This is a genomic window from Amycolatopsis sp. NPDC039088 (assembly GCF_055598845.1).
The window spans coordinates 100,555-122,493 of record NZ_JBVKAE010000005.1 but is presented as its reverse complement, the minus strand read 5'-3'; the positions used below and the strand labels follow the sequence as shown (position 1 = coordinate 122,493).

20 protein-coding genes and 1 tRNA gene are annotated in these 21,939 nt (G+C 68.9%); 10 read left to right on the top strand and 11 right to left on the bottom strand.

Going from position 1 to position 21,939, the window contains the following annotated elements; translation table 11 throughout:
- Window positions 1-8 precede the first annotated feature (8 nt).
- Both ACZ7KI_RS08440 and ACZ7KI_RS08435 read right to left on the bottom strand, forming a co-directional pair.
- The gene (locus ACZ7KI_RS08440) at window positions 9-1,496 is read right to left on the bottom strand and encodes a sensor histidine kinase (protein ID WP_470272518.1); all 1,488 of its coding nucleotides are present in this window, start codon (window positions 1,494-1,496) and stop codon (window positions 9-11) included.
- The gene (locus ACZ7KI_RS08435; RefSeq protein WP_470272517.1) at window positions 1,474-2,223 is read right to left on the bottom strand and encodes a response regulator transcription factor; all 750 of its coding nucleotides are present in this window, start codon (window positions 2,221-2,223) and stop codon (window positions 1,474-1,476) included. The genes ACZ7KI_RS08440 and ACZ7KI_RS08435 overlap by 23 nt, the downstream gene beginning before the upstream one ends.
- A gap of 163 nt (window positions 2,224-2,386) precedes the next feature.
- Between ACZ7KI_RS08435 and ACZ7KI_RS08430 the strand changes: the two genes are divergently transcribed.
- Complete coding sequence (locus ACZ7KI_RS08430; RefSeq protein WP_470272516.1) at window positions 2,387-3,034, top strand: hypothetical protein; 648 nt, start codon at window positions 2,387-2,389, stop codon at window positions 3,032-3,034.
- On the opposite strand, the gene ACZ7KI_RS08425 is transcribed toward ACZ7KI_RS08430, so the two are convergent.
- The gene (locus ACZ7KI_RS08425; RefSeq protein WP_470272515.1) at window positions 3,028-4,101 is read right to left on the bottom strand and encodes an AAA family ATPase; all 1,074 of its coding nucleotides are present in this window, start codon (window positions 4,099-4,101) and stop codon (window positions 3,028-3,030) included. The two genes, ACZ7KI_RS08430 and ACZ7KI_RS08425, sit on opposite strands and share 7 nt — an antisense overlap.
- A gap of 52 nt (window positions 4,102-4,153) precedes the next feature.
- On the opposite strand from ACZ7KI_RS08425, the gene ACZ7KI_RS08420 reads away from it, so the two are divergent.
- From ACZ7KI_RS08420 to ACZ7KI_RS08410, 3 genes are all read left to right on the top strand, one after another.
- Window positions 4,154-5,329, top strand: a complete 1,176-nt coding sequence (locus tag ACZ7KI_RS08420) for a sensor histidine kinase (RefSeq protein WP_470272514.1) — start codon at window positions 4,154-4,156, stop codon at window positions 5,327-5,329.
- A complete protein-coding gene (locus tag ACZ7KI_RS08415; RefSeq protein ID WP_465460000.1) occupies window positions 5,326-5,982 on the top strand; it encodes a response regulator in 657 nt (218 codons plus the stop codon). Before ACZ7KI_RS08420 ends, ACZ7KI_RS08415 begins: the two co-directional genes overlap by 4 nt.
- 67 nt (window positions 5,983-6,049) lie before the next feature.
- Entirely contained in the window at window positions 6,050-6,262 is a 213-nt protein-coding gene (locus ACZ7KI_RS08410; RefSeq protein WP_470272513.1) for a hypothetical protein, read from the top strand.
- A gap of 1,101 nt (window positions 6,263-7,363) precedes the next feature.
- Here the strand turns inward: ACZ7KI_RS08410 and ACZ7KI_RS08405 are convergent.
- Complete coding sequence (locus tag ACZ7KI_RS08405) at window positions 7,364-7,810, bottom strand: nitroreductase family deazaflavin-dependent oxidoreductase (RefSeq protein ID WP_470272512.1); 447 nt, start codon at window positions 7,808-7,810, stop codon at window positions 7,364-7,366.
- A gap of 116 nt (window positions 7,811-7,926) precedes the next feature.
- Here ACZ7KI_RS08405 and ACZ7KI_RS08400 point away from each other — a divergent pair, with 116 nt between their 5' ends.
- A complete protein-coding gene (locus ACZ7KI_RS08400; protein WP_470272511.1) occupies window positions 7,927-8,616 on the top strand; it encodes a TetR/AcrR family transcriptional regulator in 690 nt (229 codons plus the stop codon).
- On the opposite strand, the gene ACZ7KI_RS08395 is transcribed toward ACZ7KI_RS08400, so the two are convergent.
- Window positions 8,600-9,220: a TetR/AcrR family transcriptional regulator gene (locus ACZ7KI_RS08395; RefSeq protein ID WP_470272510.1), complete on the bottom strand. Its 621-nt coding sequence runs from the start codon at window positions 9,218-9,220 to the stop codon at window positions 8,600-8,602. The two genes, ACZ7KI_RS08400 and ACZ7KI_RS08395, sit on opposite strands and share 17 nt — an antisense overlap.
- Before the next feature lie 9 nt (window positions 9,221-9,229).
- Window positions 9,230-9,421, bottom strand: coding sequence for a hypothetical protein (locus ACZ7KI_RS08390; protein ID WP_470272509.1), 192 nt, complete (start codon window positions 9,419-9,421; stop codon window positions 9,230-9,232).
- 170 nt (window positions 9,422-9,591) lie between these two features.
- Between ACZ7KI_RS08390 and ACZ7KI_RS08385 the strand changes: the two genes are divergently transcribed.
- Entirely contained in the window at window positions 9,592-11,115 is a 1,524-nt protein-coding gene (locus ACZ7KI_RS08385) for a 3-hydroxyacyl-CoA dehydrogenase (protein WP_470272508.1), read from the top strand.
- A gap of 73 nt (window positions 11,116-11,188) precedes the next feature.
- Here ACZ7KI_RS08385 and ACZ7KI_RS08380 read toward each other — a convergent pair whose 3' ends face one another.
- The 5 genes from ACZ7KI_RS08380 to ACZ7KI_RS08360 form a co-directional block, all read right to left on the bottom strand.
- Window positions 11,189-14,011, bottom strand: coding sequence for a PQQ-dependent sugar dehydrogenase (locus tag ACZ7KI_RS08380; RefSeq protein WP_470272507.1), 2,823 nt, complete (start codon window positions 14,009-14,011; stop codon window positions 11,189-11,191).
- A gap of 88 nt (window positions 14,012-14,099) precedes the next feature.
- A complete protein-coding gene (locus ACZ7KI_RS08375; RefSeq protein ID WP_470272506.1) occupies window positions 14,100-16,919 on the bottom strand; it encodes a PQQ-dependent sugar dehydrogenase in 2,820 nt (939 codons plus the stop codon).
- Between the two features lie 103 nt (window positions 16,920-17,022).
- Window positions 17,023-17,673 (bottom strand): L,D-transpeptidase, encoded by a 651-nt coding sequence (locus ACZ7KI_RS08370; protein WP_470272505.1) that lies wholly within the window; start codon window positions 17,671-17,673, stop codon window positions 17,023-17,025.
- Window positions 17,674-17,767: 94 nt separating this feature from the next.
- Window positions 17,768-18,652, bottom strand: coding sequence for a serine/threonine-protein kinase (locus ACZ7KI_RS08365; RefSeq protein WP_470272504.1), 885 nt, complete (start codon window positions 18,650-18,652; stop codon window positions 17,768-17,770).
- 1 nt (window position 18,653) lies between these two features.
- Window positions 18,654-20,306, bottom strand: coding sequence for an N-6 DNA methylase (locus ACZ7KI_RS08360; RefSeq protein WP_470272503.1), 1,653 nt, complete (start codon window positions 20,304-20,306; stop codon window positions 18,654-18,656).
- Window positions 20,307-20,383: 77 nt separating this feature from the next.
- Between ACZ7KI_RS08360 and ACZ7KI_RS08355 the strand changes: the two genes are divergently transcribed.
- The 4 genes from ACZ7KI_RS08355 (at window position 20,384) to ACZ7KI_RS08340 (ending at window position 21,936) form a co-directional block, all read left to right on the top strand.
- Window positions 20,384-21,130: a PP2C family protein-serine/threonine phosphatase gene (locus ACZ7KI_RS08355; RefSeq protein ID WP_470272502.1), complete on the top strand. Its 747-nt coding sequence runs from the start codon at window positions 20,384-20,386 to the stop codon at window positions 21,128-21,130.
- Between the two features lie 72 nt (window positions 21,131-21,202).
- Window positions 21,203-21,287, top strand: a tRNA-Ser gene (locus ACZ7KI_RS08350).
- Window positions 21,288-21,427: 140 nt separating this feature from the next.
- Window positions 21,428-21,688 (top strand): hypothetical protein, encoded by a 261-nt coding sequence (locus ACZ7KI_RS08345; protein WP_037320341.1) that lies wholly within the window; start codon window positions 21,428-21,430, stop codon window positions 21,686-21,688.
- A gap of 2 nt (window positions 21,689-21,690) precedes the next feature.
- On the top strand, window positions 21,691-21,936 hold the full coding sequence (locus tag ACZ7KI_RS08340; RefSeq protein ID WP_037320343.1) for a hypothetical protein: 246 nt from the start codon (window positions 21,691-21,693) through the stop codon (window positions 21,934-21,936).
- The last annotated feature ends 3 nt before the right edge of the window (window positions 21,937-21,939 follow it).

Below are 21,939 nucleotides of genomic sequence, written 5' to 3'. Positions count from 1 at the left end.
GCCCTGACTCAACCCTGGTTCGGGGCGGACCGGAACTGAACCCGGAACTCCGTCCGCCCCGGACGGCTGACCACTCCGACCTGCCCGCCGTGCGCGGCGACCACGGCCGCGACGATGGCCAGCCCGAGTCCGGTGCTGCCCGCCGCCCGCGATCGGGAATCGTCGCCGCGGGCGAACCGTTCGAAGACGTCCGGGAGGATCTCCGGCGGGATTCCCGGGCCGGTGTCCACAATAGACAGTTTCACCACCGAGTCCACTGTGGATAGAGAAGTGGTGACCTCGGTGCCCGCCGGGGTGTGCGTGCGCGCGTTGCCGAGCAGGTTGATCACCACCTGGTGCAGCTGACCCGCGTCGCCGAGAACGGTGATCGGCTCGGGCGGGACCTCCAGCAGCCACTTGTGTTCCGGCCCGGAGACGTGCGCGTCGGCGACGGCGTCCGCGACCAGCCGGGAAAGATCGACCGGCTCGTGCACCACGGGGCGGCCGGAATCGAGGCGCGCGAGCAGTAGCAGATCCTCGACGAGACCGGTCATCCGCGTGGATTCCGACTCCACCCGCCCCATCGCGAACGCGATGTCCGGCGGCACCTCGGAACCGGAGCGCCGGGTGAGTTCCGCGTAACCGCGGATGGCCGCGAGCGGCGTCCGCAGTTCGTGGCTGGCGTCCGCGACGAACCGGCGCACCCGGCTCTCACTGGCCTGGCGCGCGGACAGGGCGGCCGCGATATGCCCTAGCATGCGGTTGAGCGCGAACCCGACCTTGCCGACCTCGGTCCGCGGATCGGTGTCCACTTCGGACACCCGTTCCGACAGCGCGACCTCGCCGCGGTCCAACGGGAGTTCGGCGACCCTGGTCGCGGTGGCGGCCAGCCGATCGAGGGGTTGCATGGTGCGCCGGACGGTCACCGCGCCGAGCGCGCCGGCCAGCAGGATACCGCCGATGGCGACCCCGCCGAAGATGAAACCCAGGTTCCACAGGGTGTCGGTGACCTCTTTGGTCGGCAGTCCGGTGATCGCGATCCCGCCGCCGGGCGTCACCTTCGCCACCACCCGGTACTCCCCGAGCGCCGGGCCGAGGTCCACGTCGCTCGGTTCGCTGCCCGGCCGCGACCGCAGCAGGGTGTCGATCTGTGTCCGGGTGATCTCGTCGTGCGGGAAGGGGTGGGAGACCTTGGCGTCGTAGCTCGAACGCAGCACCGCCGCGAGCACGCGCCCGTCCGGGAACACGTTCACGAACAACGAACCGGTGCTCTGGCCATAGGCGCGCAGGCCTTCCGGAACCCCGTCGCCGCCTGGGCGACCCGACGGCGGCGGACGGCTGGCACGTTCACTGGTTTCGGCGATCCGCGCGTCGAGCTGGCCGAACAGGAAGTCCCGCAGCGCCAGTTCGGTCACCACGCCCACCACCAGGCAGACGAGCGCGAGCAGCCCCGCGACCTGCGCGATCAGCCGCCGTCGCAGGGACCATGGCCGCCTACCCCGCGGGCTTGAGGACATACCCGGCGCCGCGCATCGTGTGGATCATCGGTTCCCTGTCGGCGTCGATCTTCTTGCGGAGGTAGGAAATGTACAGCTCGACGATGTTGGCCTGGCCGCCGAAGTCGTAGCTCCACACCCGGTCCAGGATCTGCGCCTTCGACAGCACTCGCTTCGGATTGCGCATGAGATAGCGCAGCAGTTCGAACTCGGTCGCGGTCAGCGGCACCAGATCACCGCCGCGGTGCACCTCGCGGCTGTCCTCGTCCAGGGTCAGGTCGCCGACGACCAGCGTCGAACCGCTCGGCCCGGCGACCCCGCCCGTACGCCGCAGCAGCGCGCGCAGCCGCAGCGCGACCTCCTCCAGGCTGAACGGCTTGGTGACGTAGTCGTCGCCACCCGCGGTGAGCCCGGCGATCCGGTCCTCCACCGCGTCCTTCGCGGTCAGGAACAGCACCGGCAGGTTCGGCACCTCGGAACGCAGGCGGCGCAGTACTTCCAGGCCGTTCATGTCCGGCAGCATCACGTCCAGAACCACCGCGTCCGGCCGGAACTCCCTGGCGACCCGGACCGCCTCGGTGCCGTCGGCGGCGGTGCGGATGTCCCAGCCCTCCATGCGCAGGGCCATCGACACGAGTTCCGACAACGTCGCCTCGTCGTCGACCACCAGCACCCGCACTGGGCTGCCGTCGGCACGGCGCAAGCCTGCCTTCCCGGAACCGGACGAAGGGACGTTCACACTGGTCATGCTGCCATCCTTGGCACCTCCCTTGAGGCTTCCCTGTGCCCGGCCTGTGCGTTTCCTGTGAACGATCACCCGGCCGAGTCACAGCGCGTCCCCACCGGCGGCACAGCTTCCGCACAGCGACGGCGCCGAGCATGGCCGCAACCGAGTACACGGAGGCGACCAGATGACCGAACCGACCAAACCCGGCGAGCCCGCCGGGCCCACCGAGCCCGCGACGGCGGAAACCGCCGCCTGGGGCGCGCCCATCCCGCCCGGTACCCCCAAGAAAACGTGGTCCGGCCGCAAGACCGCGGTCGCGGCCGGGGTGGCGGTGGTGATCGCCGCCGGCGGCGGCGCCGCGATCTGGGCCGGGACCGTCGCGAACGGGGCGGAACGGGCTCAGGGCGGGATGATGGGCGGCCCCGGCGGCGGCCGGATGATGGTCGGCCCTGCCGGGGGTATGCCGCGGGACGCGCTGCACGGCGACTTCGTCGTCCCGGACGGCAACGGCGGCTACCGCACGGAGCGGCTGCAGACCGGGGAGGTCACCGAGATCAGCGCGACGTCAGTCAGCCTGACCAGCAAGGACGGCTACAAACAGGTCTACACGATCGACGCGTCGACGAAGAAGACCGGCGACCCCAAGACAGGCGAGACGGTGACGGTGACCGCCAAGGTCTCCGGGGACACCGCGACGGCGACGACCATCGGGAAGGCCGGGCAGAACCAACGCGGTCAGACCGGCGGCCAGCCCGGTCAAGGACAGCAGGGTCAGCAAGGGCAGCCGGGTCAGGGGCAGCAGGGTCAGGGCGGTCCACGCCTCGGCTACTGACTCACGGCGGCGCGTAGTGCGGCGGCCGTCTCGGCGGGCTCCTGTCCGGAGGTGTCGAGGACGACGCGGTCGCCGCGATGCGCCCGCATCCGCTCCGCCTCGGTGACCGCGCGGGCGGCCACCCGGTCCCGCACATCGGGTGGCGCACCACGGAGTTCGTCGCCTGCCAGCAGCGCGGATTCGCCATCCGCCCGGAGCCGGACGCGGTCGGCGAGCGTCGCGGCGTCCGCGTCGAGATGGACGACGCCGACCTCCTCGAAGACCCGGCGGTGCTCGGCGTGGAATTCCCTGGCCACGACGAGAAGTCGCCGCGCTCCCGCCTCGCGGTAGCCGCGCCAGAGCGCCGCGAGGTTCGCCGCCTCCAGCGCCGGATCCGGGCCGGGACGCGCGAACCCGAGCTGCGCGAGATCGACGTAGGCGACCGGCGCCTCCTGCTGCCAGAAGTCCCGCAGCACGCGCCACGCGGCCGTCGACTTGCCGACCGCCGTCGGACCGGTCACCACGGTCACCGGACCGGGCAGAGGCTCGACGGGGTCCGGCCGCCGGACCGGCCCGTCGGCCACGACACAGCGCCGGAACAGGGCCTCCACGGTCTCCTCCGGCCGCTGTCCGGTGGTGTCCAGCTCCTCCCCGAAACCGGTGCGGTCGTAGGCGTCCGCCACCGCGAGGAGGTCCGGGAGCGCGGTGGCCGGCGAACCACGGCCGAGGAAACGGCTCCGGAGTTCGTCTCGGTCACACGTCAGCCGGACGAGCGTGAGATCGAAGTCGCGGCCCTCGAACTCCCGCTCTACGCCGTTCTCGGGGTCCACCACTCCGGAAACGACGACCTGCCTGGCGCCCCGGTGGCGCAGGATTTCCAGCACCCGCAGCAGATTGGCCGCCTTGATCGCGTGCGAGGCCTCGCCCCCGCCGGGCGGCGGGCCGATGAGGCCGAGCTGATCGATGTCGACGTAGGCGACGTTGCCGCCCGATTCCACGGCGCGGGTGTACAAACCCCAGGCGGTGGTCGATTTCCCGGCCCCCGGTGCCCCTGTCGTCCAGAGCACGGGCGTCTTCGCGGCCATCATGGCTTTCGATCTTATGAACCCCTGTCCACCGAATTAGGGCAGAGTTGGGCGCGTGCGGGACATCAGTGGTTCGCTGGCGAGACAGGCCTGGGCGGTCGCGGCCGTCTGCCTGGTCTGCGACGCCGGGCTGTACCTCATCGCCGGGCCGCCGCTCTCCCTCGGCTGGCAGGCGTGGGTGGTCCTGCTCGGCGGGATCCTCGCCAACGCCGCGCTCGCCGGGCCGTCCCGGTACTCGGGCTGGGTTTCGGCCGCGCACGCCGCGCTGCTCGTCGCCGCGCCGCTCCTGCTGTTCCCCTACGACCACTACCTGCAGGCCACCAACGCGGGCGTGCTGATCGCGGGATACCGCGCGGGCGCCTGGCTCGCGACCAAACCCGCGCTGGCCGCGCTCGGCGTGATGCTCGCCGGGTTCGTCGCCTGCAACCTCATCCCGGTCGACCGCGGCGACCGGGACTGGCGATTGCTGCTCATCGACGTCGGGGTGAGCGGACTGCTCCCGTGGATGGTCGGCCGCTACACGACCGCGCGGCGCGCGTACATCGCCGATCTTCAGCGCGCCGAGGAACAGCGGCAGCAGCACGAAGCCGAGGCGGTGCGCCGTGCCGTCATCGAAGAGCGCACGACGATCGCCAGGGATCTGCACGACGTGATCTCCCACCACGTCAGCGCGATCGGCGTGCACGCCGGAGCCGCGCGACTCGGTTTGCCGGACGGGGAACCCGCCGTACGTCGCTCGCTCTCCGCCGTCGAATCGTCGAGCCGGGCCGCGATGGCCGATCTCCGGCGTCTGCTGGATCTGTTGCACCGCAAGGAGAACGGGGACGCGCAGCGACAGCCGGGGCTGGACAATCTCGACGAGCTGCTCGAAAATCTCCGCACCGCCGGGCTGCCGACGCGGATGACCAGTCACGGCGGACCGCGTGAACTGCCGGGCTCGGTGGACGTCGCGCTGTACCGCATCGCGCAGGAGGCGCTGACGAACGCGCTCCGGCACGGGTTGGACAGCGTTGTGGAGATCGACCTCGCCTACCGGCAGACCGAGGTCGTCCTCACCATCACGAACGAGATCGGCCGCCCGAGCGGGAGCCCGTCGGCCGAGTCGACGAAACGCGGTCTCGCCGGGATCAGGCAACGCGTCGCGTTGTTCGGCGGGCACGCGGAATGCGGGCCGCTGGACGACGGGCGGCATTGGCGGGTACGAGTCGGATTTCCCTTGGAGGCCGAGTGATCCGGGTTCTGCTGGCGGACGACCACGCGATGTTCCGGTCCGGGATGCGCGCGGTGCTGGACACCCAGGCGGACTTCGAATGCGTCGGCGAGGCCGCGGACGGACGCGAGGCGGTCGCTCAAGCGGCGGCACTGCGCCCGGACGTCGCGGTACTCGACGTCCGGATGCCCAAACTGGACGGTCTGGCCGCGACCGAGGCGATCATGTCCGCGCCGGGCAACGACACCCGCGTCCTCGTGCTGACGACCTACGACTCCGACGAGTACGTCTACCGCGCGCTGCGGGCCGGCGCGAGCGGATTCCTGTTGAAAAGCCTCGCGCCCGAAGAACTCGTCTCGGCCATGCGGGTGGCCGCGCGCGGCGACGCGCTGATCGACCCGACGGTGACCCGGCGGCTGGTCTCGACCTTCGCCACCAGCATCGAACCCGTCGCCGCCGAACCGGCGGAGCTGGAACGGCTCACCTCCCGTGAACGCGAGGTCCTCCTGCTGGTCGCCGACGCCTCCAGCAACGCGGAGATCGCCGCGCATCTGCACGTCGGCGAGGAGACGGTGAAGACGCACGTTTCCCGGATCCTGGCGAAGCTCGGGCTGCGGGACAGGGTGCACGCCGTCGTCTACGCCTACCGCAACGGTCTCGTCGGCGGCCGGTGATCAGTTCGCCGGACGCGGCCGCCGGTGACAGAATCGCCACAGGGCACGTCGAGGCGGGGAGCTGCGAATGAAGCGCTGGATCACGCTTACGATCGGGCTGGTCTTCCTGCTGGTGGGCGGCGTTTGGGTGCTCCAGGGCGCCGGCGTGCTGACCGGCAGCTTCATGACCGGGCAGAAGCTGTGGTTCCTGATCGGACTCGTCGCGTTCCTGGTCGGGGTGGTGCTGGTGGCGGCCACCGCCCGGCGGAGCAGGCGAGCGCGCACCGACGACCAGTCGTGAGGAGTGGTCGAGGCTGCGAGGGCGGTCGTGAGTGATTTGTGTCGTTCTATTGAGGGGTAAGGCAAACATGGCGTGATTGCGGGCCAGGACGGTGGGCTGGGTGACGCGACACCGCACCCGCCTTACTGAAGTACATGAAGGTCCCCTTCCTTGCGCTAGGCGCAGGGTCCCGGCAAAGTCGAGGTAGAGCTTGATCAACGGAAGATCAGGGACACTCAACGTCCCTGATCTTCCGTTGATCAAGGGCGAGCCGAGGTAGGGCGGGCCTGATTCTGGATGCCGCGGGGCTCCAGGTGCGGTTTCGGAGGAAGGGCGTGAGTGGCGATTCGGGTGAGGGCCACTGGTGTCTTAGGTACCTACCCTCGGGCGACACGCGTGATCCGACGGAGGGCACGCGTGAGTGAACGGAGAACACGCGTGTCCAGCCGGACGACACCCGACGAAACCCGACGAAACCTGCCGCTCCCGCGTGTCATCCATCCAGTCACACGTGTCCTCCGTCTGATCACACGCGCCATCCATCCAGCCACGCGAAACCGTGCAAGATACCCAAATCGGGCATTTCTGTCTCGGACAGTGTCCCTTATGGACAGTCCGGACCCGGGTGAGGCCCCTTGTGTGGGCCCGCTCCCGCCGTGTCCACCACGACGCGTTCGTCTTGTCCCGCTATAGAGGTGCAGCCGACCAGCATTGATGCGACTTTGCCGGAACCCTGGCGTTAGGCGCAAGGAAGGGGACCTTCATGTACTTCACGACCGGCCGCCGAGATCACATCCGACGGTAGCGAAAGCCTCCTTCACTACCGTCAGAGTAGACAAGGAGGCCTTCACTACCAGAAGAACGCGTACTCAGGACCGACACCGGCCCCACACCACGACACGTTTTGCCTTTCCCCTCAATAACCCTCGTTAACACTCACCACCCTATGCAGAAACGTGCATAGAGACATCAATCAGACGCGCAATCCTGCGGATATGTCCCTTGTGGACACTGAAGTCCGGCCAGGATCCAGAACCAGGCCTCCCCACCTCGACTTTGCCGTGACCCTGACGGCTGCCCCCAGAGAACGAGGCTGTTCACGTTCGGAGCGTCCACAAGGCATCAGCGGATCTTGAAGATCGGGTAGCCGGGCGCGATCTCCCGGAGCTTTTCGTCGGACGCCTTCGCGTCGACACCATCGAAGAACACGCCGACCTCGAACTTCCAGCGCTTGAGGTAGGCGCGCAGGATCTCGGGCTTCTCGTCGTCGGCGAGTTCGGTGAAGGTGAACGTCTCGGTGCGGCGCCCGACGGTGAGCCGCCCCTCGCCCGCCACGCGCAGGTTCCGCACCCATTGCGTGACGCCGCGGGGTGCGACCAGGTAGCGCTCGCCGTCCAGCTTCAGCAGGTTGACCGGGACCGAGCGGAGTTCGCCGCTCTTGCGGCCGCGGACCGAGAGGACCCGGCTACCCAGGACGCTCACGCCGAGCTTCGTCAGCTTGAGCACGAACTCGTTGAACGCGTTGGTCGCCTTCGCGGGCTTGATGTAGCGGGTGGCAGCGGCGGTCATCTCGGCTCCTGAAGTTTGCGAGAGCAGTGCTCTCTGTTAAGAGCAGTGAACACCAGAGCGCTGCCTCATGTCAAGAGCAGTGCTCTCGTTTAGGTGCGATGCTCTACAGTGAGGGCGTGCCCGCCACCCAGACCGCACGTGAACGCGCCCGTGCCGAACTCACCCGTGAGATCAAGGACGAAGCCCGCCGCCAGCTCGCCGAGGTCGGCGCGCTCGGCCTTTCACTCCGCGCCGTCGCGCGGGAACTCGGCATGGTCTCGTCGGCGCTCTACCGGTACTTCTCCAGCCGTGAGCAGCTGCTGACCGCCCTGATCATCGACGCCTACAACGCTGTCGGCGAGGCCGCGGAGGCCGCGGACGACCCCGGGAAGAGTCCGCTGGAACGGTGGGAATCGATCTGGCGAGCGGTCCGCGCCTGGGCGAAGGCGCGTCCGCACGAGTACGCGCTGATCTACGGTTCGCCGATCCCCGGCTACCAGGCCCCGCAGGACACCGTCACCCCGGCGGGCCGGGTGGCGTTCGCACTGGTCGCCGTCTTGCGCGACGCGAACCTGCATATCGAGACCGAGGTCGGCGAGATGCCGCTCGAGCTGCTGCGCCAGCTCGACGCCGTCACCGAAATCCTCAGCGTCAACCTGGCCCCGGAAACGGCGTCCCGGCTGATCATGGCCTGGACCCAGCTGTTCGGAATGATCAACTTCGAGCTGTTCGGCCAGTACGTCGGCAGCGTCGACCCCTCGGACGCGTTCTTCGCGCACGGAACCCGGCAGATGGCCGAGTTCGTCGGGATCAAGATGACCGGCTGAGCGCGGTCCACGAACGCATCAGCAGCTGGACGGCGTCCACCACGTCCTCGTCACCGGTCCCCTCGGGACTGAGGAAGCGCTGCAGCAGAAGGCCGTCCTCGAGCGCGTGCAGGATCAGCGCCAGGAAGGCCGGGTCGGCGGGAGGCTCCACGCCGCGCGCGGCGAGCTCGGTCTTGACCGAGGTCTCCAGCAACGCCCTTGTCGACTTCTCGCCTTCACCGACGAGCGGACGCGCGTCGGGATTCCGCAGGGCGTAAAGGGCAAGCTCGGTGCGCAGGGTCAACCAGCCCGCGAGATGTTCGGCGCGCTCGACGTTCCAGGCGCGCAGCCGGTCCATCATCTCGGCGAAGGAACCGACGTCCTCACGCAGCGCGGCGACCTCCTCGGCCTCGCGCTGGGTCCGGCGGCGCAGCAGTTCGACGACCAGCTCGTGTTTGCCGTCGAAGTTGCCGTAGAAGGCACCGCGCGTGAACCCGGCCCGTTCGGCGATCTGCTCGACCGACGTGCCGTTGACCCCGCGTTCGGCGAACAGCTCGGCGGCCGCCGCGAGCAGGCGTTGCTTGGTCTGCTCGCGACTTTCTTCCCGCGTCAAGCGCTTCGCCACATGGCGATCCTAGAGTTCGCGGTTTTTACGCCCGCTCAGCCACACCCCGCCCGCGAGGACGGCGACGGCGACCACGACGGCCAGGGCGGTGAGCGGCCACAGCGCTTGGCTCGCGAAGAAGGCGGCGACGGCGCCGAAGAGCACGGCGACGAGAAGCAACGGCGTGGTCCGGACGGCTGCGGCGGCGGGGACGGTGGCCATGGGAGGTTTCCCTTCGGGGCTGGTGCGCGGAACACTCGGTTTTCGCGGATGGGACCGCGCCGGGTGGGTGGCCTTACGCCGTGGGGGGCACGGATCACCCTTCCGGGCGAGATATCCGGGTGGCGGCTAACGTCACGCTTGGGACGACATCGAGGGAAAGGCGGCTCGCGGTGGAGAAGTGGGCGGAGCAGGTCGGCAGGATCCGGGTCATCGGAACCGGGGTGATGGGCCGGGGCATCGTCCAGCTCGCCGTGACGGCGGGGCTCGAAGTCGAGCTCGCCGACGCCCAGCCCGACGCCGTCGAGAAGGCCATCGACCACGTCGGCGCGATGCTCGGCAAACTCGCTTCGAAGGGCAAAATCACCGAAGACGCCGCCGCGTCCGCGAAGGAGCGGCTGATCGCGGTCACCGATCCGCTGGCCCCCGCCGACGGCGTCGACCTGGTCGTCGAAGCGGTCCGCGAGGATCTGGAGATCAAACGCGCGCTGTTCGCCGGACTGGAACGCGTCTGCGGCCCGGACACCGTGTTCGCCACCAACACCAGTTCACTCTCGGTCACCGAGATCGCCGCCGCGCTGACCGATCCCGGCAGGCTGCTCGGCCTCCACTTCTTCAACCCGGTCCCGCTGATGCGGCTGGTCGAGATCGTTCCCGGCGCGCGCACGCACGCCTGGCTGCCGCCCGCGCTGACCGAACTCGTCCGCGGCTGGGGACACGAACCCGTGCTCGCCCGCGACGCCCCTGGCTTCCTGGTCAACCACGCCGGTCGCGGGCTGGGTACCGAAGCGCTGCAGATCCTCGCGGAAGGGATCGCTAGCCCGGCCGAAGTCGACCGCGTCGCGCGTGACGTGCTCGGCTTGAAACTCGGCCCGTTCGAACTGCTCGACCTCACCGGTCTCGACGTCTCGCACGCGGTGCTGGAGAGCATCTGGAGCGGATTCCACAGCGAACCGAGGCTGCGGCCGTCGTGGCTGACGCGTCCGCGCGTCGCCGCCGGGCTGTTCGGACGCAAGAACGGCGAAGGCTTCTACCGCTACGTCGACGGTGCGCAGCAGGCCGAGCCCGAACCGACGGCACCGGAAGCCCCCACGACGCCGGTGTGGGTCGAAGACGAACGCCTCGGCACCTTGCTGTCGTCGGCGGGGATCCAGGTGGTGCACACGGCCTACCCGGACACCGTCCTGATCGTCAGCCCGGTCGGATCGTCCACTGTGGACACCGCGTTGGCTGCCGGCCTTCCGGCGGAACGGGTCGTCGGGGTCGATCCGCTCGGCGGCTACGGGAAACGCCTGACGCTGTCGATCCACCCCGCGCTCGACCCGGCCGCCGGCCGCACCGCCTGGGGCGCGCTCGCCGCGACCGGGCTGCCGGTGACGGTGGTCCGCGACGGCCCCGCGCCGATCGCGCAGCGGCTGCTGGCGTCGATCGTCAACACCGCCTGCTTCATCGCCGGACAGGGGCTCGCGACGCCGGAGGACATCGACACCGCCGTCCGGCTCGGGCTCGGCTACCCGCGCGGACCGCTGACCTGGGGTGAAGAGGCGGGCGCCGAGCTCGTCCTGCGGGTCCTGCGGGGTCTGGTCGCGAGCACCGGTGACCAGCGCTACCGGCCGAGCGGCTGGCTCACCGAACGAGTCGCGCTCGGCCTGCCGCTCACCACCTCCGGCACCTCACCGGCCGACCTGCTCCCCTGACCCCGCCGCATTTCGTCCTCTGGATGCGGTAGTCGCACACGCAAGAACCGCATCCAGAGGACTAAACGCGGGACTACCAGCGGCCGTCGGTCACCGCCCCGTTGGAGGCGTTCCAGAACACGTAGCCGCCCTGGAAGTTGTTCTGCCGTCCGCCGGAGACCGCGAACTCGTCGGTCGTCGGGTACCTCAGGTAGCCGGCCTCCCATTTGAGCGCTTCCCAGCGCTGCCGGATGGCCCCCCAGACGCCGTGCGCGTCGGTCTGCATCGTCCAGTAGATGGAGCCGGCCTTGGTGAAGTGGACGTACCGGCCGATCCCGTCCGGTGTCGTCGCCTCTTCCATGGTCGGGTACCCCATGGGCCCCGCCTCCCAGCCGAGCGCTTCCCACCTGACGCGGATCCGGCCCCAGATCGCCCTGGCGTCGGTCTGCACCGTGTAGTAGATCGACGCGTTCTTGCTGAAGTGGTTGAACCGGCCGATCCCGTCGGGGGTCGCCCGTTCGTCCGTCGTCGGGTAGCCGAGCTCACCGGCCTCCGCGCCCAGCGCCTTCCACTTCACCCGGATCTTGCCGAACACCGCGTGCGCACCGGTGTTCACCGTGTAGTAGATCGACGACTGCAGCTTGCCGGGCCACATCGGGAAGTCGTTGTAGCGACCGGTGGTGTCCGGCGTGATCAGCTCGTCGGTGGCGGGCGGGCCGAATTCCTTGTGGCCGCCGAGGGCGAGGTACTGCTTGAGGATCTCGCCTTCGATCTGCTTGACGCCCGTTTCCTTCGACCAGTACAGCCGTCCGCGTTCGTAGGTGCGGAACCGGACCGTGCCGTCGACCGCTTCGGGCGCGGTCGGCGCGCCGAGTCGTTGCGCGAGCGCGGGTTCGTCGCGGTAACGCTTGTCGATCGGCGTGATGTAGTTCGCCGTGATCGTCTGATCGGTGGCGCCCATGGTGATTTGGGTCAGCCGGCCGGTGGCCCCGTTGGACCAGCCGGTGAAGGTCGACGAACCGTCCGAAGCGACCTCGGCCGCCTGGATCTCGACGGTCGCGCCCTCGACCACCATCGCCGAAGTGGCACCGCCTTCCGGCGTGATGCCGAGTGCCGCGGCGACGTTGCTGGTCAGCGTGAGCCGGTGCTCACGGGGCTTCGCGATGTAGGTCTTCGACACCTTGACACCGGCGCTGTCGGTCGCCGACGCGGTGAACTCCAGGTTGGAGTCCGTGTGGTCGGTGAACGGCATGGTGAACTCGGGCCCGGTGGCGCCTTGGTCCGGATGCGCGTGGCAGACCGCGTTCTCCGGGCAGTGCCGGATCAACGTGGTCCAGGTGACCGGCAGTTCACCGTCCTCGACGTCGGTGATCGTCGCACCGACCTTGACCTCCTCGCCGATCGCGAACAGGCGCGCACCGGGGTCGGTCATGGTCAGTTTCGGCGAGTGGTTTCCGGGCGCCACGGCGATTTCCGTGCTCCCGGCGGCCAGTAGCCCGTCCTTCACCGTCAGCTTGGCGGTGAACTTCTCCACCCCCGCCGCGTAGGTGTGGCTGACCTTCGCGCCGGTGCCGGTTTTGCCGTCACCGAAGTCCCACTCGTAGGTCAGCAGGTCGTTGTCGAAGTCGTATGAAGCGGTGCCGTCGAAGGAAACCGTGCGGGTCTCGGCGTTCGTCTCCGAGGTGGCCACCGCGACCGGCGCCTTGTTCCCGGTGGCGTAGCTGAGCCGCCGCAGGTTCCCGCTGACGATGTCGGCGTACACGATGTCGCCGTTGGCCGCGGCCGCGAACTTGACCGGGCCGCCGATGCCGGTGAACTTCGGCGGCGTCTCCTGGGGGCGGACGAGCCGTCCCTGCGTGTCGTACTTGGCGGTCCACAGCTTCTGCGTGGCGTAGTCGCCGAAGAAGTAGGCGCCGCGGTACTCCTCGGGGTACGACTCTCCGTTGTAGACAATGCCGCCGGTGACGCTGTTCCCGTTGTCGATACCTTCACCGTGCCGGATCGCCAGCACCGGTGGAGTGTTCACCGCCGAAGCGCACTGCGCCATCGCGGAGAAACCGTCGGTGGGCTGGTTGCCCTCGAAACACGGCCAGCCGTGGTCCGCGCCCTTCTGGACGAAGTTGATCTCTTCCCAGGTGCCCCAGCCGACGTCGCCGACCACCGGGAGGCCGGTAGCCGCGTCGAGGCTGAACCGGAACGGGCTGCGGAAGCCGCTCGCGAACACCTTCGAGCGCAGGGAGTTCGGGTTGGCGGCGGTGTAGTAGGGGTTGCTCGGCACGCCCGCGCCGTCCACGGTGACGTGGAAGATCTTGCCGAAGATCTTGTCGAGGTCGCGCACGTTCAGCGCGAACGGGTCGGCCTTGTTCTGGAACTCGGAGCTGTCGCCGGTCGAGATCCACACCGTGCCGTCGGGGGCGGCCTCGATACCGGTCATACCATGGATGCTGGTGTTCCCCGCACCCTCGACGAGCACCTTCTCCGCGGTCAGCCCGGTCGGCTGCGCGGTGCCGGACACCGTCCAGCGCGAGGCACGCATGACGAAACCGCCGCCCGCGACGTCGACCGCGCGTGCGGTGTAGACGGTGCGGGAGGTGGCGTAGTCGGGCGCGACCGCGATCCCGATCAGACCGAGGTCGACGGTGGTGCGCACGGGCAGGTTGGCAATGGTCTGGACCTGACCGGTGGTGGACACCCAGGCGACCTTGCCCCCCTTCCCGGTGGTCAGGATCGATCCGTCGGGCAGGTACGCGAAGTCGGTCAGGTCGAGCTCGGCCTGGCCGCTCGGCTGGTCACGAAGGACGAAGCCGGGTGGCAACGTGGGCGCCGCGGACGCCGATGTGGACGTCAACGGCACCAGCAAGGTCACTATCAGCAACGTCACGAAGGCGTGACAGAGCGCACGGATTCTCGAAGGCATGCAGAGGGCCCCTTTCCCCAGTCGAACGTCTCATCGACGGGGTCTACGTGGGCATTTCACACTTTCGAGTGCCTTTATGGAACTGTGATCACCAGCGCCGGTCGATCACCTGGCCCGTGGTCCGGTTCCAGGTGACGTAGCCGCTCTGGAAGCTGTTCTGCCGTCCGATGGGGATGGTGAACTCGTCCGTCGTCGGATAGCGCAGGTACGACCGCTCCCAGCCGAGCGCGGCCCAGCGCTGCCGGATCGCGCCGTAGACGGCGTGCGCGTCGGTGGCCATCGACCAGTAGACGGAGCCCGCCTTCGTGAAGTGGTTGAACCGGCCGACGCCGTCCGGAGTCGCCGTCTCGTCGGTCGTGGGGTAACCGAGCGGTCCTGCCTCCCAGCCCAGCGCCTCCCACCTGGCACGGATCCGGCCCCAGATCGCCCTGGCGTCGGTCTGCACCGTGTAGTAGATCGACGCGTTCTTGCTGAAGTGGTTGAACCGGCCGGTCCCGTCGGGGGTCGGCAGTTCGTCCGTCGTCGGGTATCCGAGCGGCCCTGCCTCCCAGCCCAGTGCGGCCCACTTCACCCGGATCCGCCCGTAGACCGGATGCGCGCCGGTCGTCATGGTCCAGTAGATCGACGACTGCAGCGTTCCCGGCCGGTTCGGGAAGTGGTTGAACCGGCCGGTGCCGTCCGCGGTGGCCGTCTCGTCGGTCGCGGGCGGTCCGAACTTCCGGTGCCCACCCTGCGCGAGGTACTTCGCCAGGATCTGGCCCTCGATCTGCTTCACACCGGTCTCGGCGCTCCAATAGAGCCTGCCGCCCGTGTACGGCCGGTAACGCACGGTCCCGTCGGTGACCTCGGGTCCGGTCGGGGCGCCGAGTCGCTGCCGCAGCGCGGGTTCCGCCTGGTAGCGCTGGTCGATCGGCGTGAGGTAGGTGGCGGTGAGCGTCAGATCGCGCGGCGGGACGGTGATGGTGATCGTGCGCGACGTCCTTCCGTCGGACCAGGCGGAGAAGGTCGAAACACCGTCCGTGGCGACCTCGGCCGCGACGACCTCGAACGTCGCGCCCTCGGTGACCATCGCGGTGCCGACCCCGCCTTCGGCCGGGATGCCCAGCGCCGCCGGGACGTTGCTGGTCAACGTCAACAGATGTTCGCGCGGCATCGCGACGTAGGTCCTGCTCGCCGTCACCCCGGCACCGTCGGTCACCCTCGCGGTGATCTCGACCCGGGAGTCCTGGTGCTCGGTGAAGGGCATCGAGAACGACGGCCCGGTGCCGGACGAGCCGGGATGCGCGTGACAGGTCGCCTCTTCCGGACAGTGCCGGATCAGCGTGATCCAGGTGATCGGCAGCGCGCCGTCCTCGGCGTCGGTGGCGCTCGCGTCGACGACGACCGGTTCCCCGACCGCGAAGGTGTGCGCGCCGAGATCCGTCATGCCCAGTTCAGGTGAGTGGTTCGCCGGGACCACGACGACGTCCGTGCCGCCGGTGGCGCCGAGGCGGTCGGTCACGGTCAGCCGCGCGGTCACCGTCCCCACTCCCGCGGCGTAGGCGTGGCTCACCCTGGCTCCGGTCTGGCTCGTGCCGTCGCCGAAATCCCAGTGATAGGTGAGTGGATCGCCGTCGAAGTCGTAGGAGCCGGTGCCGTCGAAGGTCACCGTCCTCGTCGACGGCTCGGTGCTCGACGTCGCCACCGCGACCGGTTCCGCGTTGGTCCCCGGATAGCTGAGCCGCCGCAGGTTCCCGGTGTAGATGTCGGCGTAGACGATGTCGCCGTTGACCGCGGCCGCGAACTTGACCGGACCGCCGACGCCGGTGAACCTCGGCGGCCGTTGCGGCGGCTGGACCAGCCTGCCCTGACTGTCGTACGTCATCGTCCAGATCTTCTGCGTGACATAGTCGCCGAAGAAGAACGCGCCCCGGTATTCGTCCGGATAGGACGATCCACTGTAGACGATCCCGGCGGTGACGCTGTTGCCTTCGTCGGCACCGGAACCGTGGTGGTACGCGGTGATCGGCGGGGTGTTGACGACACCCGAGCAGCCGGCGAGACCGGAGTACCCCGGCGTCGGGAAGTTGCCTTCCCAGCAGGGCCAGGCGTGGTTCTCGCCCGGCCGCACGACGTTCACCTCTTCCCAGGTGTTCCAGCCGACGTCGCCGACGACCGGGAGTCCGAGGCGGGGATCGAGCGAGAACCGGAACGGGCTGCGGTAACCACTGGAGAAGATCTTGGAGCGGTTCGAATTCGGGGTCGCCGCGGAGTAGTACGGGTTGCCGGGGACACCGGCGCCGTCCGTGGTGACGTGCAGGATCTTGCCGTACAGCTGATCGAGGTCGAGTGCGCGCAACGCGCCGGGATCCATCCTGGTGAAGTCGGCGGCGTCGCCGATGGAGATCCACAAAGTCCCGTCGCCCGCCGCGACGAGTCCCGTGACGCCGTGGACGTCGTGGAAACCGGGGAGGTCGACGAGCACTCGTTCGTTCGCGAGGCCCGTGGGGACGTCCGTGCCGGTCACCGTCCAGCGCGCCACCCGCATGGTGAACCCGCCGCCGGTGTTGAACGACCACGCGAGGTAGATCTGGCGCGACGTCGTGAAATCCGGGGCGACGGCGAGGCCGACGAGGCCGAGGTCGCCGTTGTCGTGGACGGGGAGTGCCGCGACCGTCCGCGTCTGGCCGGTGCCGGACACCCACGCGACCTTGCCGCTCTTGCCGGTGCTCAGCACGGAACCGTCCGGCAGATAGGCGAAATCGGTCAGGTCGAACGCGGCCTGTCCGCTCGGCTGATCACGAAGGACGAACCCGGACGGCAAGGTGGGCGCCCCGATCGCTTCCGGAGCGCCCACCCATCCCGGGAGAAGCAAAAGTGAAACCGACAGCGTGACGAGCACGCGAGTGAGTACCCGGTTTCCGATCATGCGCACTTCCCCATTTCCGGCGTGTCATGGACACGTCGCCGGGAACGGGCGAGTCATTGCCGCCGGGGGCTTTCATTTATCCCAACGAAACCGAACCGCAACCTCAGGCCACGACCTGCACCACGTCGCCACTCTGCAGAGTCGTGAAGTACTTCTGCGAAGCCGCCGCGGCCAGGTGGATGCAGCCGTGCGAGTACACCGACAGGCTGCCGGTGTGGAAGGCGATACCCGGCAGGAAGAACACCGAGTTCGGCATCGGCGCGTCGAACTCCCTCGAGTGGTAGTTCTTGACCTTGTTCGAAACGTGGAAGACCCCGGTCGGCGTCGCGTGACCCTTCTTGCCGGGCAGCTGCTTGACCGGACCGTAGATGACCTTGCCGTCCTGCAGCAGCCAGGTCTTCAGCGCGGAGAGGTCCACACAGGCGCTCACGCCCGGTGAGGCCAGCGCGGCCTTGCACGGGACGTCGGCGACGTTCGCGGCAGGCTTGGCCGCCGGTTTCGGCGTGGGCTTCGGCGTCGGCTTGGGCTTCGAAGACGTCGGCTTCGGGCTGGAGCTCGAGCTGCTCGGCGTCGGTGTCGGTGACGACGACGTGGCGGGTGTCGAGGACGGCGCCGAAGTGGTCGTGGTCCCGGAGGCCGGGTCACCCTGCGCGACAGCGCCACCACCGGGCGCGCCGCCGCCGGTGTTGCCGGAACACGCGGTCAGCACCAGCGCGGTGGCCAGTGCGGTCACCCCGACCAAGAACCTCTTCACGACCCTTACCCCCGTTTGTCCGTAGTTCGTCTGACATGGGTAAAGACGGAACTCACCCGTCCGGGGTTGTTGGTCGGAAGGTCACGATCACGTCTCAGGGCACGCGGCCGACGACTCTCGCGTACATCCGGCCCGGGTTGGCGCCCTCGTCCAGGTAGCCGGGCAGGGGCGGCAGGTCCCTGGCGAACACGGCCAGCCGTTCGAACAATTCGTTCGCGTCCGCGGGACGTCTTTCCGGGTCCTTCTCCAGCAGATCCGCGAGCAGGACGTTCAGTCCACTCGGTACTCCGTCCACTTCGGCCGGACTTTCCTTGACCTGCTTCTCGAACACCGCGTACGCCGTCGGCCCGGTGAACAGCTGTCTGCCGGTCAGCATTTCGTGCAGGACGCAGCCCAGCGCGTACAGATCGCTGCGCGGTCCCGCGATCCCGCGTTGGATCTGCTCGGGCGCCATGTACGCGGGCGTGCCCAGGATCTGGCCCGCGCGGGTGAACTGGGCGACGTCGGTCTCGCGCAGCATCGCGAGCCCGAAGTCGAGCACCTTCACGCTGCCGTCGGGACACAGCATCAGGTTGGTGGGCTTGAGATCGCGGTGGCAGATCGAAAGCGCGTGCGCGCCCGCCAGGACGGCGCACGCCTGCGCGGCGATCGCGGCCGCCCACGGCACCGGCAGCGGGCCGTGTTCGGCGGCGAGATCGGCGACGGTCACGCCCTCGATGAACTGCATGACCTGGTACAACCGCTCGTCGTAGGTGCCGAAGTCGTACAGCGTCGGCGCACCCGCGTGCTCCAGCGTCGCGAGGATCCGCGCCTCGCGGATGAAACGCTGTTCGAGTTCGGCGTCCGGACCGCCGGGCAGCCCGAGGAACTTCACCGCGACGCGGCGGCCGAGATGCCGGTCGTGGCCCGCGTAGACCGCGCCCATCCCACCCCGGCCGAGCGGCAGCTCGTCGAGTTCGTAGCGATCCGCGATCAGCAACCTAATTCTCCGGCTTGAGCTGTCCTTCGGTGAGCCCGGCCAAGCCTAGTCTCACCAGCTCCATGCCCGATTCCGCCGCCTCGCGCAGTGCGTCCTCGAACGCCGCGAGCCGGGTGAAGGCCTCCCCCCGCGCGCGCTGCGCCTCGATCGGGAGGCGCGGGATCCGGGTGCGCTTGAGGTCGATCCGGGTGGAGGAGGTCGGCGCGATCTGCCCGGCCGCGCGCAGACAGCCGGCGAGGAACGCGGCGTCCAGCCGTTCGGGATCGGTGCGGTACTTCGACATCGACGGCTCCACCGTCATCGGTGCTCCACTGTGGACATACGCGGGTACGGCAGGCGACGCGACGACGTCGCCGGCCTCCACCGTTTCCGGCACGCTGAGCACCCCGGACTTCAGCAGCTCGCCGATCGTGGTGAACGCCGGTTGTTCCTCGGAAACCACGAGCGACGGCAGTTCCGGCCGGATCCCGTCGAAATACCGCCGGACTTCCAGGAACGCCTCACCCGCGTGTTCGTCACGCGCTTGATGCCGGGCGGGGGAAAGGTCGATCTCCTCGTCGAGCAGGTCGATGATCCGGACGGCGCCCGGTACCTCGTCACCGCGCAGATGCGCCGCCCACTGATCCTCCACAGTGGACGGATCGGCCAGCAGGAGCAACCGGGAGGGCGGCCGCTCACCGGGTTCCGGGCGCCTCAGCAGCCAGACGTCCGAGCCGCTGACCGTCACCACCGCGCGCAAAGCCCCGGCCCGCAACAGGTTCCCGCGGATCCGCCGTCCGGTGCGGCGACCGGCGGCGGCCAGCGGCATCCGGATCGCCACCAGCCCGCCGGGTTTCACATGCGCGAGACAATGCTGCACCCACGCCAGTTCCGGCTCGCCACGCGGCGGCTGGCCGTACTCCCAGCGCGGATCGCCGACGAGTTCGTCGTAACCCCATTCCCGTTCGTTGAACGGCGGATCGCAGACGACGGCGTCCGCGAGGACCCCCGCGTAGGAGTCCATCGAAAGGGCGTCCGCGCCGTACATCTCCATGTCGGCCCCCGCGAGCAGCAGCCGGTACGCGGCGATGCACGAGTTCGCCGGATCGTCGGCCTGGCCGAGCAGCCGGGTCCCGCCGGAGGCCAGCAACAGCGTCCCGAGCCCGCACGCGGGGTCGAGCACGACGCCGGGCTCGGGACCGATGAGGCGGGACATCAGCGCGGCCACCGGTTCCGGCGTGACGGAGAGCTGACGCGAGTGCGCCTCGACGTAGCGTTCGCACAGGAATTCGTAGGCCTCGCGCGCGCCTCGCTCGCCCGCGAAGCGGTCCAGCAGGCCGAGCAGTTCGGCGTCGTCGTAGCGGGGTGAAAAGGACCACTCGCCCGGCCGGGTCAGATACGACCCCACCCGGCCGACCCGCAGGCCGAGCGACAGGTCGTCGCCGAGGTTCCGCAGCCGTTGCCAGATCCGGTCACCGAGCGAGATCTCGAACGGCTTTCCTCGCTCACGCAGCCAGTTTTCGACGGTGACCAGCGAAAAGAGGGGGCTCGACGCCGTGCCGCCGACGGGCGGCGGAAAATCACCGTAACGTCGACGCCAGTTGCTCACCGCGGCGCGGCCGACGCCGGCGATCCGCGCGATGTCCGCCGCGCTGACGGTGGCTTGCTCCTCCATCGGCGCATCGTAACCGACAGCTGACCTTTCCAGCCCTTTGTTTGTGAACTCAGTACACAGCTGCTTTACTGGGGCCCATGAGGTACACCCTTCGGTACGCCGCCGGCTCGGACGTCGGGCGGCGCCGCCAGGTCAACCAGGACTCGGTCTACGCCAGCCCCAGGATGCTGGCCGTCGCCGACGGCATCGGCGGCCAGCCGCACGGCGAGGTGGCGAGCGCCGAAGCGGTCGGCGTCCTGTCCCGGCTCGACGCGGACCTCGGCGGTTTCGACCTCGCGGAGGTCGACCTGATCGAGGTGCTCTCCGGCGGCCTGCGCACCATCGACGACAGGCTCGCCGCGACGGCCGAGCAGGAGCCCGAGACGCGGGGCATGGGCACCACCCTGACGGCGTTGCTGTTCGACGGGTCGCACTTCACCGCCGCCCACATCGGCGACTCCAAGGGATACCTCCTCCGCGGAGGAACGCTTCAGCGCTTCACCCGCGACCACACCCTCGCGCAGGCTCTCGCGGACGACGGCCGCATCGACCCGTCTGAGGTCGAAGGGCACCCTCGCGGCTCACTGCTCATGAAGGCGCTCCTGAGCACCGGCAGCGGCGAAGCGGACATCTGGACCTTCGACGCGGCCCCCGGGGACCGTCTCCTGCTGTGCTCGGACGGGTTAACGGCAACGGTTGTCGAAACCGTTATCAAGGACGTCCTCGGCGCCTTCCAAGATCCCGCCGAGACCGTCCCGCACCTGATCCACCTGGCCAACGAAGGCGGCGGACCGGACAACATCACCTGCGTCGTCGCCGACGTTCTCGCTCCGGGGCACGCCTGAGGCGACCGAGCCGGAAACCCAGGTCAGACCCGCCTTCGAGGGGCCACTGAGGCATCCGGTAAAGTTCCCCACGGAGGATTGGCCGAGCGGCCTAAGGCGCACGCTTGGAAAGCGTGTTGGGTTCACGCCCTCGCAGGTTCGAATCCTGTATCCTCCGCCGTCAGCAAGGCCCCGGACGTTCCGACGTCCGGGGCCTTGTTGATTACTTAGCAGGACCTTCACTTAACAGAGTCAGTTGATCACGCTAAGTTTAATGGTGGTCGTTCCAGCCCCCGACGTCCCAAGGAGTCCGCCAAAATGGCCGGAGTCGAAGAGATCCGCGCTGGTATCGCGCTCGCGAACGAGAAAGCATCCGCGGGTATCGCCGCACTTCAGCAGGCAGCGCAATCTCTTGAAGAAGCCCAGCTCTCGCTGTCCCAGGCCACGCAGGGCAGCACCCAGCACGAGGTGAGCCAGGCTCACGGGCTTCTCGCCGAGGCCCTGCAGGGCATCACCGGTATGCAAAGCACCATCCAGGCCGGCATCTCGTCGGCCGAGTCGTACTCGACCCGACTCTGAGCATGTACCTCGAGGAACTGCACCAGCTGCTGACGGCCGTCCAAACCGGCCTCGCCGACGGACGAACCCACGCCGAACGGGCCAGAAGCCTGCTCGAAGAGGCCCGTCGGGCCATCGTGGATCCACAGGCTCAAGCCGTGCCATGGGTGCCGTCGCAGCTGGCGCAGGCCGACGAGGGAATAGAGAACCTCCTGACGCGCCTTTCCGCCGCTGACGACCTGGTCAGCGGCTACCAATCACGCCTCTGAGAT